At 69.4% G+C, this 13,161-nt stretch carries 15 protein-coding genes; 13 read left to right on the top strand and 2 right to left on the bottom strand.

Annotated features, from left to right (window positions below; genetic code table 11):
* Nucleotides 1–10: 10 nt before the first annotated feature.
* The 7 genes from CSX12_RS00760 (at nucleotide 11) to CSX12_RS00730 (ending at nucleotide 6,643) form a co-directional block, all read left to right on the top strand.
* Complete coding sequence (locus CSX12_RS00760; RefSeq protein ID WP_017203043.1) at nucleotides 11–1,009, top strand: ABC transporter ATP-binding protein; 999 nt, start codon at nucleotides 11–13, stop codon at nucleotides 1,007–1,009.
* Nucleotides 1,006–2,631 carry a polyketide antibiotic transporter gene (locus CSX12_RS00755; RefSeq protein ID WP_124894505.1) on the top strand — a complete coding sequence of 542 codons (1,626 nt, stop codon included), beginning with the start codon at nucleotides 1,006–1,008 and terminating at the stop codon, nucleotides 2,629–2,631. The genes CSX12_RS00760 and CSX12_RS00755 overlap by 4 nt, the downstream gene beginning before the upstream one ends.
* A gap of 10 nt (nucleotides 2,632–2,641) precedes the next feature.
* A complete protein-coding gene (locus CSX12_RS00750; RefSeq protein WP_124894504.1) occupies nucleotides 2,642–3,145 on the top strand; it encodes a MarR family transcriptional regulator in 504 nt (167 codons plus the stop codon).
* Between the two features lie 236 nt (nucleotides 3,146–3,381).
* The gene (locus tag CSX12_RS00745) at nucleotides 3,382–3,771 is read left to right on the top strand and encodes a GntR family transcriptional regulator (RefSeq protein WP_017203046.1); all 390 of its coding nucleotides are present in this window, start codon (nucleotides 3,382–3,384) and stop codon (nucleotides 3,769–3,771) included.
* On the top strand, nucleotides 3,768–4,685 hold the full coding sequence (locus CSX12_RS00740; protein WP_124894503.1) for an ABC transporter ATP-binding protein: 918 nt from the start codon (nucleotides 3,768–3,770) through the stop codon (nucleotides 4,683–4,685). The genes CSX12_RS00745 and CSX12_RS00740 overlap by 4 nt, the downstream gene beginning before the upstream one ends.
* Nucleotides 4,685–5,368 (top strand): hypothetical protein, encoded by a 684-nt coding sequence (locus CSX12_RS00735; RefSeq protein ID WP_017203048.1) that lies wholly within the window; start codon nucleotides 4,685–4,687, stop codon nucleotides 5,366–5,368. The genes CSX12_RS00740 and CSX12_RS00735 overlap by 1 nt, the downstream gene beginning before the upstream one ends.
* Nucleotides 5,369–5,524: 156 nt before the next feature.
* Entirely contained in the window at nucleotides 5,525–6,643 is a 1,119-nt protein-coding gene (locus tag CSX12_RS00730; protein WP_124894502.1) for an aromatic acid exporter family protein, read from the top strand.
* Between the two features lie 7 nt (nucleotides 6,644–6,650).
* On the opposite strand, the gene CSX12_RS00725 is transcribed toward CSX12_RS00730, so the two are convergent.
* Nucleotides 6,651–7,241, bottom strand: a complete 591-nt coding sequence (locus tag CSX12_RS00725) for a helix-turn-helix domain-containing protein (protein ID WP_017203050.1) — start codon at nucleotides 7,239–7,241, stop codon at nucleotides 6,651–6,653.
* Between the two features lie 74 nt (nucleotides 7,242–7,315).
* Between CSX12_RS00725 and CSX12_RS00720 the strand changes: the two genes are divergently transcribed.
* Nucleotides 7,316–8,683 carry an MFS transporter gene (locus CSX12_RS00720; protein WP_124894501.1) on the top strand — a complete coding sequence of 456 codons (1,368 nt, stop codon included), beginning with the start codon at nucleotides 7,316–7,318 and terminating at the stop codon, nucleotides 8,681–8,683.
* A gap of 23 nt (nucleotides 8,684–8,706) precedes the next feature.
* On the opposite strand, the gene CSX12_RS00715 is transcribed toward CSX12_RS00720, so the two are convergent.
* Nucleotides 8,707–8,925: a hypothetical protein gene (locus CSX12_RS00715; RefSeq protein ID WP_017203052.1), complete on the bottom strand. Its 219-nt coding sequence runs from the start codon at nucleotides 8,923–8,925 to the stop codon at nucleotides 8,707–8,709.
* Between the two features lie 187 nt (nucleotides 8,926–9,112).
* Here CSX12_RS00715 and CSX12_RS00710 point away from each other — a divergent pair, with 187 nt between their 5' ends.
* The 5 genes from CSX12_RS00710 (at nucleotide 9,113) to CSX12_RS00690 (ending at nucleotide 13,122) form a co-directional block, all read left to right on the top strand.
* The gene (locus tag CSX12_RS00710; RefSeq protein WP_164479511.1) at nucleotides 9,113–9,640 is read left to right on the top strand and encodes a MauE/DoxX family redox-associated membrane protein; all 528 of its coding nucleotides are present in this window, start codon (nucleotides 9,113–9,115) and stop codon (nucleotides 9,638–9,640) included.
* Between the two features lie 350 nt (nucleotides 9,641–9,990).
* Entirely contained in the window at nucleotides 9,991–10,272 is a 282-nt protein-coding gene (locus tag CSX12_RS00705) for a hypothetical protein (RefSeq protein ID WP_124894499.1), read from the top strand.
* Nucleotides 10,273–10,413: 141 nt separating this feature from the next.
* Complete coding sequence (locus CSX12_RS00700; RefSeq protein WP_225855683.1) at nucleotides 10,414–11,040, top strand: sigma-70 family RNA polymerase sigma factor; 627 nt, start codon at nucleotides 10,414–10,416, stop codon at nucleotides 11,038–11,040.
* The gene (locus CSX12_RS00695) at nucleotides 11,037–11,492 is read left to right on the top strand and encodes a hypothetical protein (protein WP_017203055.1); all 456 of its coding nucleotides are present in this window, start codon (nucleotides 11,037–11,039) and stop codon (nucleotides 11,490–11,492) included. The genes CSX12_RS00700 and CSX12_RS00695 overlap by 4 nt, the downstream gene beginning before the upstream one ends.
* Before the next feature lie 61 nt (nucleotides 11,493–11,553).
* On the top strand, nucleotides 11,554–13,122 hold the full coding sequence (locus CSX12_RS00690; RefSeq protein ID WP_124894498.1) for a S8/S53 family peptidase: 1,569 nt from the start codon (nucleotides 11,554–11,556) through the stop codon (nucleotides 13,120–13,122).
* The last annotated feature ends 39 nt before the right edge of the window (nucleotides 13,123–13,161 follow it).

The following is a 13,161-nucleotide window of genomic DNA, read 5'->3' as shown; positions in this document are numbered from 1 at the left end:
GCTCCCGCGCATGACCACCGTCATCGCCACCCGAGACCTCACGAAGCACTATGGCCGCGTGCACGCGCTGGACGGCCTGGACCTCACGGTCGAGCACGGTCAGGTGCACGGCTTCCTCGGCCCGAACGGTGCAGGCAAGTCGACGACGATCCGCATCCTGCTCGGCCTCGCCCGCCGCACCGCCGGCGAGGCGACCGTCTTCGGCGAGGACCCCTGGGAGCGTGCGGTCGACCTGCATCGGCGCATCGCATACGTGCCCGGCGATGTGAGCGTGTGGCCGAACCTGTCCGGCGGTGAGGCCGTGGATCTGCTGGCCCGGCTGCGCGGCGCCCGCTCGAAGGACGAGGCGTACCAGCACGAGAAGAAGCGGCTGATGGACGCCTTCCAGTTCGACCCGCGGAAGAAGGGCCGAGCGTATTCGAAGGGCAATCGGCAGAAGGTCGCGCTGATCGCGGCGTTCGCCGTGCCCGCCGATCTCTACATCCTCGACGAACCGACGAGCGGCCTCGATCCGCTGATGGCCGTGATCTTCCAGCGCGAGGTCGCCCGCGCCCACGCGAACGGCGCGACCGTGCTGCTGTCGAGTCACATCATGAGCGAGGTCGAGCAGCTGTGCGATCGGGTGTCGATCATCCGCGCCGGCCGGGTGGTCGAGACCGGGACGCTCACGGAGCTGCGCCACCTCACCCGCAGCGACGTGTCGTTCACGCCCTCCGGCGCGACCCTCGATCAGGTCGCGCGGATCCCCGACGTGCACGATCCGGTGCAGCAGGGCGATCGCATCCGCCTCGCCGTCGACAGCGACCGCACGGCGTCCGTGCTTCCGGCCCTCGCGACGCTCGGCATCAGCGACCTGCGCGTGTCCCCTCCGTCGTTGGAAGAGCTCTTCCTCCGGCACTACGGCGATGACCTCGCGAGCCTCGAAGCCGCCGAGGACGGCGAGGACAGCACGTCGCCTGCCGGCCCCGACTCCCGACGCACCCGCCGGGCCCGGAACGGTCGGGCATGATGACCGCGCTCGGGGTGCTTCTGGGCCAGCGGATCCGGCGCGACCGCGTGCAGGTGCCGCTGTGGATCGTCGGCACCGGCCTGATGGCCTTCGCCGGATACGCGGGCGTGAGCCAGTCCTATGCGACGATCGCCGACCGGCAGAACATCCTGGCCGCAGCCCTCGCGAACCCGGTCATCCTGATGTTCCGCGGCCTGCCCTCGGGCACGTCCGAAGGGGCGTTCCTCGCCTTCGAGGTGCTGCCGTGGCTGGCGCTGCTCGCCGCGCTCATGAGCACCTTCCTGGCGGTGCGGCACACGCGCGGCGATGAGGAGGCCGGCCGCGCCGAAGGGGTCTGGGCGACCCCGGCCGGACGCCGACTGCCCACCGTCGCCACCATCGTCCACGGCGGGCTGGCGAACCTCGTGCTGGCCGCGGTCACAGCGGCGGCCCTCATCGCCGCGGGGATGCCCACCGCGGGCTCGCTGCTCTCCGGTGCGGCTGCAGGCTCGTGCGGTATCGCGTTCCTCGGCATCGGTCTGCTCGCCGCGCAGCTCCTGCGCACCTCGCGCGGAGCGAACTCGCTGACGGTGTGGGTTCTCGTGGCGGTGTTCCTGATCCGCGGCATCGGCAACGCGGCCGGCACGCCCAGCGACGACCTCACCGCCATGACGAGCGCCTGGCCGTCGTGGCTCTCGCCGTTCGGCTGGGCCGAGCAGGTGCGCCCCTACGACGCCGACCTCGTCTGGCCGGCACTGCTCGGACCGGTCCTGGGGATCGTGCTCGCGGCCGCGTCCCTCGCCCTCCAGTCGCTGCGCGACATCGATGCCGGTTTCGTGGCCGAGCGGCCCGGTCGCGTCTCCGCCCGCCCGGCCCTCGCCTCGCCGCATGCGCTGGTCTGGCGGCTCACCGCGGGCTCGATCATCGGGTGGGCGGTCGGCGGAGCGATCACGGGCATCCTCGCCACGACCCTGAGCGGGCTGGTCGACCGGATCTCGGGCGAGAACCCCGCCGTGGCCGAGATCCTCACCAAGATCGGCGGCGCGACGGGCGGTCTCGACGAGGTCGTGGTGACCGTGTTCTTCACTCTGCTCGGCATCCTCGCCGCGTGCTGCGCGGTGCAGACGGTGGTGCGCGCCCGGCAGGAGGAGGTGCGGGGTACGGCGGAGGCGATACTGGCCGCCCCGGTGGGTCGCGTGCGCTGGCTGGCGGATTTCGTGATCGTCGGCGTCGCCGCGGTGGTGATCGTGGTGGCCGCCGCCGTCGTCGCCGCGTGGGTCGGGGTGTGGACCCGCGCCGGCGATCCGGAGCTCTTCCGCATCGTCGCGGTCGCCGGAGCCGGCCAGGCGGTCGCTGCAGCCGTCTTCGCCGTGCTCACCGCACTGGTGTTCGTCCTGCTCCCCCGCGCGACCGCTGCGGCGGCGTGGGGACTGGTGCTGCTGGCGGCGCTGCTCGGCATGTTCGGGCCGCTGTTCGGACTGCCGGAGTGGACCGCGGATCTCTCGCCGTTCGCCGTGACGCCCGTGGTCGACGGCGGTGGGGTGGATGCGCGGGGCCTGTGGTGGCTGGCGCTCATCCTCGCCGCGGGAGGAGCCGCAGCACTGACCCTGATGCGGCGACGCGAGCTCGCCCCCGGCGCCTAGGAGGAGCGCGATGCCCGACGACGAAGACCTGGACCCCGCCATCGAGCCGGGCGCGTCGCACCGAGGGATGGAGCCCGCCGAACAGGCTGCGGCGATGATGACCGCTGCGGGGATGCCGCGGATGCCCGCCCGGGTGATGATGGCGCTGGTCGCCGCGCCCGAGGGTGGCTACACGGCTGCCCAGCTCGGCGAGCGCCTCGGGGTCTCGGCCGCGGCGGTCTCCGGCGCCGTGCGCTACCTGCAGCAGTTGCACTTCATCCAGCGCCGCTCACGACCCGGTGACCGTCGCGATCGCTACGAGTTCGTGCACGACCCGTTCTATCGCTCGATCGTAGGGAACATGCCGGTGTACTCCCGACTCTCGGAGTACATCGACGACATCGCCGCCGCACACGACGACGACCGGGGCGCCCAGGCCAGGGCCGTCGAGCTCGCCGAGTTCCTCCGCTTCCTCTCCACGCGGATGCTCCAGATCGTCGAGGACTGGCGAGAGCTGCGCCGCACCCCGGACTGATCCACCCACCCCGCCCCGCCCTGCCGCCCCGTCCCTCCCGCCCGCCGCCACTCCCGCCCGCCGGCACAACTTCGGAGACCGCGGACGACATGCCGGGGATGAGCGCCGGGACGCGGCGTGTCGCTTCGGATCTCCGAAGTTGTGCATGGAGGAGGGCGAGGAGGGCCCTTGACACGGGGGCGGGTTCCGTGGTTACTTAGTCAAGTAAGTAACCCACCAACCAGTGCGGAGGACCCGTGATCGAAGAAGGAAAGCCCCTCTTCCTCCAGATCGCCGAGCAGATCGAGGACTCGATCCTCGACGGCTCGTTGGCCGAGGAGGCTCAGGCGCCTTCGACGAACGAGCTCGCCGCGTTCTATCGCATCAACCCCGCCACCGCCGCGAAGGGAGTCGCCATGCTCACCGACAAGGGAGTGCTCTACAAGCGCCGCGGCATCGGCATGTTCGTCGCGGACGGCGCCAGGAACCTGCTCCTGGGCGAACGCCGCGCGGCCTTCGCCGACCGCTACATCGATCCGCTCCTCGCCGAGGCCCGCACGCTCGGGCTCGGCGCGGAAGACCTCGCGGACCTGCTCCGGCAGCGCGCCGCACAGACCCCCACTCCAGAAGGGAAGAACCCCGCATGACCGCTGTCATCGAGGTGCAGAACCTCACCAAGCGCTACAAGGAGAAGAGAGCGCTCGACAACATCTCCCTCGCCGTCGAAGGAGGCGCGATCTACGGCCTGCTGGGCCGCAACGGCGCCGGCAAGACGACGCTCATGTCGATCCTCACAGCGCAGAACTTCGAGTCCTCCGGCTCCGTGAAGGTGTTCGGCGAGCACCCCTACGAGAACGCGCATGTGCTCAGCCGCATCTGCTTCGTTCGGGAGAGCCAGAAGTACCCGGACGACGCCTACCCCAAGCACGCGTTCAAGGCCGCGAGCATGTTCTTCCCGAACTGGGACCAGGCCTTCGCAGATGAGCTGATCGCCGAGTTCCAGCTGCCGATGAAGCAGACGATCAAGAAGCTGTCCCGCGGTCAGCTCTCGGCCGTCGGCGTCATCATCGGACTCGCCTCGCGGGCCGAGATCACCTTCTTCGACGAGCCGTACCTCGGGCTCGACGCTGTCGCCCGGCAGATCTTCTATGACCGCCTCGTGGAGGACTACTCGGAGCACCCGCGCACCGTCATCCTGTCGTCGCATCTGATCGACGAGGTCTCCAACCTCATCGAGAAGGTCATCGTGATCGACGACGGCCGGATCCTCCTGAACGAGGACACCGATGCCGTGCGCGACCGCGCCGTGACGATCGTGGGCGACGCCGCGAAGGTCGAGGCCTGGGCCACCGGACGCGAGATCCTGCACCGCGAGGCACTGGGTCGCGTCGCATCCATCACGGTCTTCGGCACGCTGTCGGCCGCGGAGCGCGCCGACGTCACCGCCGCGGGCCTCGACCTCACCCCGGTCTCGCTGCAGCAGCTCATCGTCCGGCTCACCCAGAAGGCGGAGGCGCGTTCCGCCGACAGAGCAGACACCCCGAAGGAGGAGGTCCGCTGATGCGCACGTTCAACGTCATCCGCCTGCAGCTGATCAACAAGGGCACCTTCGTCTGGTACCCGCTCATCATCCTCGCCGGCGCCGTCGTGGTCTCTGTCCTGATCTACGCCATGATCCCCGTCGACACCCCCAAGTACGGCGGCGGCGGGCAGGCACCGCTGTGGTACTTCTTCGCTGTGGGGATGTCGGCGATGACCCTGACGTTCCCGTTCTCCCAGGCGATGAGCATCACCCGACGGGAGTTCTTCTTCGGCACGATGCTCACCGCGATCCTGGCCAGCGCGCTCATGGGCGTGCTGTTCCTGATCGGCGGCGGCATCGAGGTCGCCACGAACGGGTACGGCGTCAACGGGTACGTCTTCTACCTGCCGTGGCTGTGGGATGCCGGTCCGCTCGGCGCCTTCGTGGTGTACTTCACGCTCGCGTTGTTCTTCTTCGTGCTGGGCTTCACCGGCGCGACGATCTACAAGAGCTGGGGCCAGCTGGTGCTCCTCATCGTGAGCATCGGACTCTCCCTCGTGCTCATCGGACTGCTGTTCGTGGCGGCGCGGATGGATCTGTGGAACGAGATCGGCGCTGCGATCATGGACCTCGGAGCCGTCGGGCTCGCGCTCTGGGGCCTCCTGCTCACGGCGGTCTTCACCGGGGTATCGTTCCTCGCGTTCCGCCGGACCATCCCCTGATCGGCCCCGTCCGCCGGCGGATGCCGCGGCTGCACACCTCGTGCGGTCGCGGCATCCGTCGTGTGGGGCGGGCCTCGACCGCAGGCCCCTAGTCCCGACGCGTCGCGGAATCAACCCGATGCCGCTCACCGGGCGCGACGACTAGGCTCACTGCGCGTGAAGGTCCCCTCTCGTCTCAAGGTGCGCCCGTCGGGTGTCGTCCGCGCGGTGCACGACGCCGTCCGCCCGGCGCGCCTGCTGCTCGTCGTGAAGACGATGCTCGCGGTCGGGCTCGCCTGGGCGATCGCGCCGCACATGCCCGGGGTCACCGACGAGTACCCGTACTACGCCCCGCTCGGCGCTCTGGTGAGCATGTATCCGACGCTCATGGGTTCGGCGAAGTCGAGTCTGCAGACACTGCTCGGCCTCGCGACCGGTATCGCCCTGGCGACACTGATCGTCGTCACCGTCGGCCCGACGTGGTGGTCGATCCCGCTCGTGGTGGGCCTGGGCGTGCTGGTGTCCGGCACCGGATGGTTCGGGGTGGGCCGCGAGTACGTCCCGATGGCGGCGCTGTTCGTCCTGATCATCGGCGGCCAGAACGCCGACGACTACTCCCTCGGCTATCTCACGCAGATGGCGGTCGGCGTGGTGGTCGGACTTCTCGTGAACATGCTGATCGCTCCTGCTCCGCTGACGGCGGCGGCGGCAGCGAGGGTCGACGCGTTCCGCGCACAGCTGGGCGAGCACCTGCACGACATCGGATCGGCCGTCTCGGAGTCCTGGCCCCCGGAGCACGAGCAGTGGGCGGACGACGCGGCCTCGCTCGCCGAGACCACCGCTTCGCTGCGGACGGCGCTGGCGGAAGCCGACGAGAGCCGACGGGGCAATCCGCGCGCCCGGGGCCGTCGCGCCGAGACGGGGCATATCCACGAGGATCTCGCGAGCCTCGACCGCATCGCTCACCTCATCCGCGACATCTCCGACGCTACCGCCGACACCATCTGGGACCGGCCCGGCGGCTTGGCGCTGGACCCCGCACTGCCGGAACCGCTGTCCGAGGCCTGCCATGCGGTGGCCGACGTGATCGCCCTGAAGGACCCGTCGGCCCCGGAGTCCCGTCGCCTGCGCGGGGAGGCGACCCGCGCGGTGCGCCTGCTGCTGGAGCGCGTCGACGATCGGACGATCGATGCGCGCCGTTCGATGGGCCCCGGCGTCCTGATCGCCATGCATCTGCGCCGCATCCTCATCCTGAGCGCGCCCCCCTCCAACGCGGAGGAGGACCCGGAGGACTAGTCGCCGGTCAGACGGTGTCGTCCGCGGCGACCAGGTCGATCTGCCAGTAGCGGCCGTCGGGATCGGCGTCGTCGTGCGCGTCGTCGGCGGCGGAGAGGGCGTCGTTGATCGTCCCCATCACGGCTTCGAACTCGGCTTCGGTGAGGCGGATCGTGCGCTGGGTGAAGGCCGCGTGCACCTCGGCCGTGCGGCCGGAGACGTACTCCGGGGTCCAGGCGACCACGCGACGCACGAGGTCCTGATGGTCCTCGACGAGCGCCGACACCACCGCGACGCCGAGCGCCTCGTCGGCGACGGGGTTCTCCGGCCCGCCGAGGTTGAGCGCGCCCTTCCGCCCTGTCCAGACCCGATCCCGCCGATCGCGGGCCTTGTCGGGCGCCTCCTCGATCAGGCCGGCCTCGGCGAGCGCGCGCAGGTGGAAGCTGGCGCTGTTGGCCGGCACGTCGAGCTCGGTCGCGATGTCCGCCGCGCGGAGGAACTCGTGGCGGGAGATCAGGCGCAGGATCCGCCGCCGCAGCGGGTGCGAATAGGCCTTGAGCATGGCCGAGGTCATCCACACCGGATCGTCGCTCGAGTTCCGCTCGGTGTCCTCCGTCATGTGCCGATCCTACTCGCACCCGAAATTGCGCAATATAACTTGCGCAATTATTCTTGCGCATCTACTCTCATCGCATGACCACCGTGACCGAGACCCATCGCCTGTGGCGCAACGCCCGTTACCTCACCTGGCTGGTGAGCGACACGAGCAAGGGCCTCGCGGCCGCCCTGTTCGGCTTCGCGATCCCGCTGCTCGCCCTCATCGTCACGAACGATCCCGCCCAGGCCGGCATCATCGGCGGCGCCGGGATGGTCGCGCGACTGCTGATGACCCTCGCCGGGGGCGTGCTCGCCGACCGTCACCGCCGCATCGCGCTGATGCTTCTCGGCTCGTTGATCGGGATCGTGCTCGCCGGAGGGTTCACGCTGTTGGCGCTCGGCGACGCGCTGACCTTCGCTTCGCTCCTCGTGATCGACGTGCTGCTCGCGGCACGCAGCGGCCTCTTCGACGTCGCCGGCGAGAGCGCGATCAAGGAGATCGTCCCCGACGAGGCGATGGGTCGCGCGCAGGCCGCGAACCAGGGGCGCGACGCGGTGCTTCAGCTCGCGGGCGGCCCCCTGGGCGGCCTGCTGCTCGGCGTCGGCGGATGGCTGGTCGGCGCGGTGATGACGCTCTGCCACGCGATCGCGGCCCTGACCGCGTGGATGCTGGGGCGTCAGGCGTGTCGCACCGGGATGGTCGATGCGGGCGAAAACCCAGACCACCTGCGTGCTGCGCGACGCGTCGAGCCCGAACACGCCGCAGGCACGGCGGATGGTCTGGGTTTCGGCACCTCGACGACCCCGCCCGCGGCGAAGCCCGACGCGTGGAAGGAGCTGCGCGAGGGGTTCGGGTGGCTGCTCTCCCGTCCCGACCTCGGCGGGGTGCTGCTCATCACGACGGTCATCAACCTCGGCTTCAACGCCACGATCACCACCATCATGTACGCCCTCCAGCAGGACGGACATTCGGAGCTTCTGATCGGCACCCTGAGCGCGTCGATCGGCGCCGTGATGCTCGCGGGAGCCGTGGTGGCCCCTCTGCTCATCCCGCGCATCAAGGCCGGAATCCTGGCGATCGCGGGGCTCTCCGTGATCTCGGCAGGTGCCATCGTGCTGTCGATGGTCACCGACCCGCTGATCATCGCCGTGGTGCTCGGCGTCTCGGTGCTGCTGGTCCCGGCGCTCAATGCCGGCATGATGGGCTACTTCATGGTCGCGACCCCGAGCCACCTGCTGGGGCGTGCCAACAGTGCTGCCGGCGTTCTCGGCATGGGCGCGATGCCGCTGGCACCACTCATCGCCGGCTTCGGCCTCGCCTGGATCGGCCGAGAGTGGACCATCCTGGTGTGCGCAGCGCTCTGCCTCGTCGCCGTAGTGATGGCTGTCAGCAATCGGGCGTTGCGCGCTCTGCCCGTCGAGTCCCGCTGGGCCGAGCACGCGAAGCAGTACGAGAAGGGCTGAGCTCCCAGGGGAGTGCGATCGGGCTAGAGCGCTCCGGTCAGTGCGGCGATTCCCGCCAGCAGGGACACGAGGGCGAGCACGAGCGCGACCGCGATGAGGACGGCATGCACCTTGAGGAACGCCGTGGCCTTACCGTTCTCATCCCGCGCCCGCGGGTCCTTGGACACACGCTTGTAGAACTGCGGCCAGACCAGGGCGTTGAAGGCGGCGTTGAGGAACAGCACGACGGCGAGGGTGATCACCCCTTCACGCTATCGACTTCATCTATGGGCCGATCATCTGAGCCTTGCCGTCATAGACGCTTCGCACTTCCGCTCAACACCGGCGCGAGATCGAGCTGTCCCCCAAAGAGGGACAGAACGGTGGGAAGAGAAGAGGTAGTTTGGAGCAGTAACACGTTAGATGTTAAATGCTCACGAAGGAGTGGCTGTGTCAACATTGGGTTACGCACTGTCAGCGCTCGTCGGGCTCATTCTCGTCTTCACTGGCGTCCTCAAGCTTCGAGAAGGACGCAAGCTCGGCGAGACGATCGCGAGGTACCGTGTCCTTCCTCCGTCGATGGTGCGACTGACTGCTTCCTTCCTCCCGCCGATCGAACTGGCGGTTGGGCTTTCCCTGGTCCTTGGAATCGCGGGACCCTGGCCATTCGCGGCCGCTGGGCTCATCGTGATTTACACCTCGGCGGTGATCTCGGTGATAGCCCGAAAGATCTCGACGGACTGCGGGTGCTTCGGCTCAGTTCTCAGATCACAGGCCAACGGGGTCGTGGTCGGGCGCAACGTGGTCATGATGCTCGCCCTGCTGCCTTCCATTCTTCTGCCCCCAGCGGCGTTGATCGAAGGGTGGGTCGGATGGTGTCTCGTCGGCGTGGCAACCCTCGCTGGTCTAACTCGGGCGCTCTCACCGGACCAGCACACGGCAAAGGAAGACGCTCCACTGCCCGCAGTTGGCATCTGACGACACCGTCCTGCGTACTGCGACAACGACCTTCACGGTCTCGGAGGATGGCAGAAACATGAACTTGGATTCCATGGGAGTGGATGCGCGGTCAGCGATGACGAGTCGAGCGAAGTTCGACGCGAGGGTTGCCGCAACCGCAAAGGCTTGCCCTCCAGGAAAACACTCGTGCCGCACGCGTTCTGAACTGAACACGGCTGCGGTTCTCACCTGCTGCGGTGGCTGCGCATGGGCGGGAGGAAATCCGATCGCGCTCCTGTCTTGCGCAATCATCATGTGTTCTCTGTGCGCTTCGCAGAACTGTCGGAGGTGGACCTATGCGTGCTGCGGAGTCTGACCTGGAGAACACTGTGTCGGACGATGACGGCGGCCGGACTCAGCGGGCGAAACGGTGGGCACTTCTGTCGTTGACGTTCGCGTTCAACGCTTTCGCGACGTACTACTACCTCGCCAATGCGGAGATAACGCACCCCGCCGTGCTGACCACAGGCCTCGTGGTTCTCTGGGCCGTTTGGGTGGCCTTGCTGGTCGACACTCTGATCGCACGCGGAGCGAAGCGGATGCACCGCGCCGTCGCCAACGTCGCCCCGGTGTGCGTCGTCATCGGTGTGGCTCTGTACTTCCTGGTCTAGCGGGACGCTGCACGAAGCTCGGCCCCCCGCTTCAGCATTGACATACCGAACGCGCGCAATCATCCGCGCGAATTCTTGGACGGCGACATGTATCAGGAAGCTCTTGCCGTGCTCCTGGTAGGTGTGATCACAATGGGCTTCATGATCGACGGTGCCCCCGGCGCCGCTCTCGATCCTGCTTCGGATGACGGGCGCGCACGCTGGGAGCGCGCCGCTGACCTGTTCGGTGCATGGCGAGAGGGCGACAGCCGCGCGATGGACGAGCTCGTCCGCCTGATGACACCCGTGCTGTGGCACGTGGTGCGCGCGTACGGACTCGAGCGCACCCTCGCGGAGGACGTCGTGCAGACCACCTGGCTCCGGCTCGTGCGCGGCCACGGATCCATCAGCGATCCACGGGCCGTGTCGGCCTGGCTCACCACGACCGCGCGCCGAGAGGCCTGGAAGATCGCGAAGGCGCACGGCCGCGTCGACACCACGGACACGGACGACCTCGACACCCTGCTCCCCGAGCAGGCCTCCGCCGAGGAGCACGCGACCCTCGGCGACGAGAACCGACGCCTGTGGGCCGCCGTGCGCCGGCTCACCGACCGCTGCCAGCGGCTCCTGCGCGTGATCGCTTTCGACGACCGCCCCGACTACGCCCGACTCGCCGTGGAGCTGGCGATGCCCGTCGGAAGCATCGGTCCCACGCGGAACCGCTGTCTCGCCAAGCTCCGCACGCTGCTGGAAGCGCCGCAGACACCGCAGACAGGGGGGCTGGCATGACCGAGCAGGAGGATGCCCGGATGTTCGCGCGGCTCCGGTCGCTCTGGAACGACGTCGATCCGGTTCCGGCGGGACTCATCGACCGCATGGTCGCCACGGTCGCCGCCGATGGACTGAACCGCGAGTACGCGCTGCTCACCCTCGTCGAAGGGCAGCTCGGGGCGGTGCGCGGCGAGGCCGATGCGCTCACCCTGCAGTTCAGCGACGGCTCGACCAGCATCCTGCTCCATGTGACGACCACCGCGTCGGGGCGGCGCCGGGTGGACGGCTGGGTCGACACCGCCGCGGCGGAGATCGTGCTGACGCAGGGGGAGCGATCGCGGTCGACCTCGCCGGAGGAGACCGGCCGCTTCGTGTTCGACGATGTGCCTCCCGGCCTCACGCGCGTGCGCCTGACGACCGTGATCGGAGACGAGTCCCGTACTCTCTCCACCCCGCAGTTCGAGCTGTGACCCGCGGGCTCCGCCCGTCGAAGATGATGCCGCGGGGCGACCCGCACGGAGAGGATGACGCATGGACCAGCCCAGGGGATGGACCTGGCAGGACAGAGCCGAAGGCTCGATCCGTCGGGGCACGGCCCTCGACCCGAGCACCGAGCCGGTGGACGGCATCCGCGCTTTCCCGACCGCCTATCTGCCCGAGCGTCTGCTCATCACCAGATCCCTCGCGGACCAGGAGGCCTATGACCGGGAGGTGCGGACCCTTCGCGATGCCGCCGACACCTTCGGATGGCAGCTCGAGATCGAGGACGGCGCCAGAGAGACCGGTGACGGCGAGCTCGTTCCTGGCGTGCCCGGCTTCCTGAGGGCACGGCTGCGCACGCCCGACGAGCCGGTCCGCGGCGAGTCCCCCGTCGCTCCCGATGCCTGGCGTGTGCTGCAGCGCGCCCGGCGCATGTCGCGCTCGCCCATGCCGCGCACGAGCCTCGACCACGTGCTGTCCCTCGACCCGGTCGGCCTCAACCCGTTCACGCGGACGAACCCGTTCACCCGCACCAACCCCTTCACCCGCACGAACCCGGTGCGCGGCGAAGGCGGTGCCGGCGGCAGCGACGACTACCTCGAGCCCGGGCGCGGGGCGCGCCAGCCCGTCACCTGGCTGGGTCCGGCCCCGGCGCGCGGCCCCGATCCCGAGCGCGGACGACGGCCCGTGGTCGCGGTGCTCGACACCGGCTGCGGCGAGCACTCCTGGCTGCCGGACGACATCGTCACGCGGAGGATCGACCTCGACGGCGTGCCGGTCGGACTGACGGATGACGCCGATCCGGAGCGGTACCCCGACCTGTACGGGCAGCTGGACGGCGAGATCGATGCGGTGGCAGGACACGGCACCTTCATCGCGGGAGTCGTGCGGCAGGCGGCTCCGGACGCGGACATCCTCTCGATCCGGGTCGCCGGAGCTCTCGGCGTGATCGACGAGAGCACACTGCTGGAGACCGTGGCCCAGGTGGTGACGCTGTTGAGCCGGCACCGCGAGGACCCGACGACAGGCTTCCCGATCGACGTGCTGAACCTGTCGCTCAGCTACTACCACGAGACCCCGACCGACGGCCTGTTCAGCCTGACGCTGTACCGGCTGCTCGCCAAGGCGCGAGAGCTCGGCTGCGTGGTCGTCTGCTCCGCCGGCAACGACGCGATCGACCGACCCGCCTTCCCCGCATCCCTGTGGCCGTGGCCGGGCTCGGACAACGGTCTCCCCGCAGACACGGATGCACCGCTCGTATCGGTCGGCGCGCTGAACCCGTCTGCGCAGTCCGTCGCCCTGTTCTCGAACATCGGCCCGTGGGTGCAGACCTTCGCCCCGGGTGCGGCCGTGGTGAGCACGTCCCCTGCGTTCGTGGGCGGCACCCAGGCGATGACCCGGGCGGACGTGGACGGCCTCCGCCGCGAGACGATCGACCCCGACGACTACCGCGGCGGCTTCGCGGTGTGGAGCGGCACCTCGTTCGCGGCGCCGTACGTCGCCGCGCGCATCGCCGCGGAGCTCGGCACCGTGCCGGACGAGGGCGTCGACCCCGCGGCCGCCGCGAAGGCCGTCGCCGCGGTCCTGAAGTCGCTGCCGACCCCGGTCGATCCGACCTGACAAGCCCCCGGGGCGGGCCGTCTGTACCGATGCGGGCGG

The organism is Microbacterium sp. Y-01 (assembly GCF_003856715.1).
Taxonomy (GTDB): Bacteria; Actinomycetota; Actinomycetes; order Actinomycetales; family Microbacteriaceae; genus Microbacterium; species Microbacterium algeriense.
Note: the sequence above shows the minus strand (reverse complement) of the source record. Positions and strands in the feature narration are given on the sequence as shown.

Excerpts from the sequence above, each read along its gene's own strand:
- CSX12_RS00700 (WP_225855683.1), top strand. The coding sequence starts at position 10,414 with ATGATCGACGGTGCCCCCGGCGCCGCTCTCGATCCTGCTTCGGATGAC.
- CSX12_RS00690 (WP_124894498.1), top strand. The coding sequence starts at position 11,554 with ATGGACCAGCCCAGGGGATGGACCTGGCAGGACAGAGCCGAAGGCTCG.
- CSX12_RS00760 (WP_017203043.1), top strand. The coding sequence starts at position 11 with ATGACCACCGTCATCGCCACCCGAGACCTCACGAAGCACTATGGCCGC.
- CSX12_RS00720 (WP_124894501.1), top strand. The coding sequence starts at position 7,316 with ATGACCACCGTGACCGAGACCCATCGCCTGTGGCGCAACGCCCGTTAC.
- CSX12_RS00735 (WP_017203048.1), top strand. The coding sequence starts at position 4,685 with ATGCGCACGTTCAACGTCATCCGCCTGCAGCTGATCAACAAGGGCACC.
- CSX12_RS00740 (WP_124894503.1), top strand. The coding sequence starts at position 3,768 with ATGACCGCTGTCATCGAGGTGCAGAACCTCACCAAGCGCTACAAGGAG.
- CSX12_RS00750 (WP_124894504.1), top strand. The coding sequence starts at position 2,642 with ATGCCCGACGACGAAGACCTGGACCCCGCCATCGAGCCGGGCGCGTCG.
- CSX12_RS00695 (WP_017203055.1), top strand. The coding sequence starts at position 11,037 with ATGACCGAGCAGGAGGATGCCCGGATGTTCGCGCGGCTCCGGTCGCTC.
- CSX12_RS00755 (WP_124894505.1), top strand. The coding sequence starts at position 1,006 with ATGATGACCGCGCTCGGGGTGCTTCTGGGCCAGCGGATCCGGCGCGAC.
- CSX12_RS00725 (WP_017203050.1), bottom strand. The coding sequence starts at position 7,241 with ATGACGGAGGACACCGAGCGGAACTCGAGCGACGATCCGGTGTGGATG.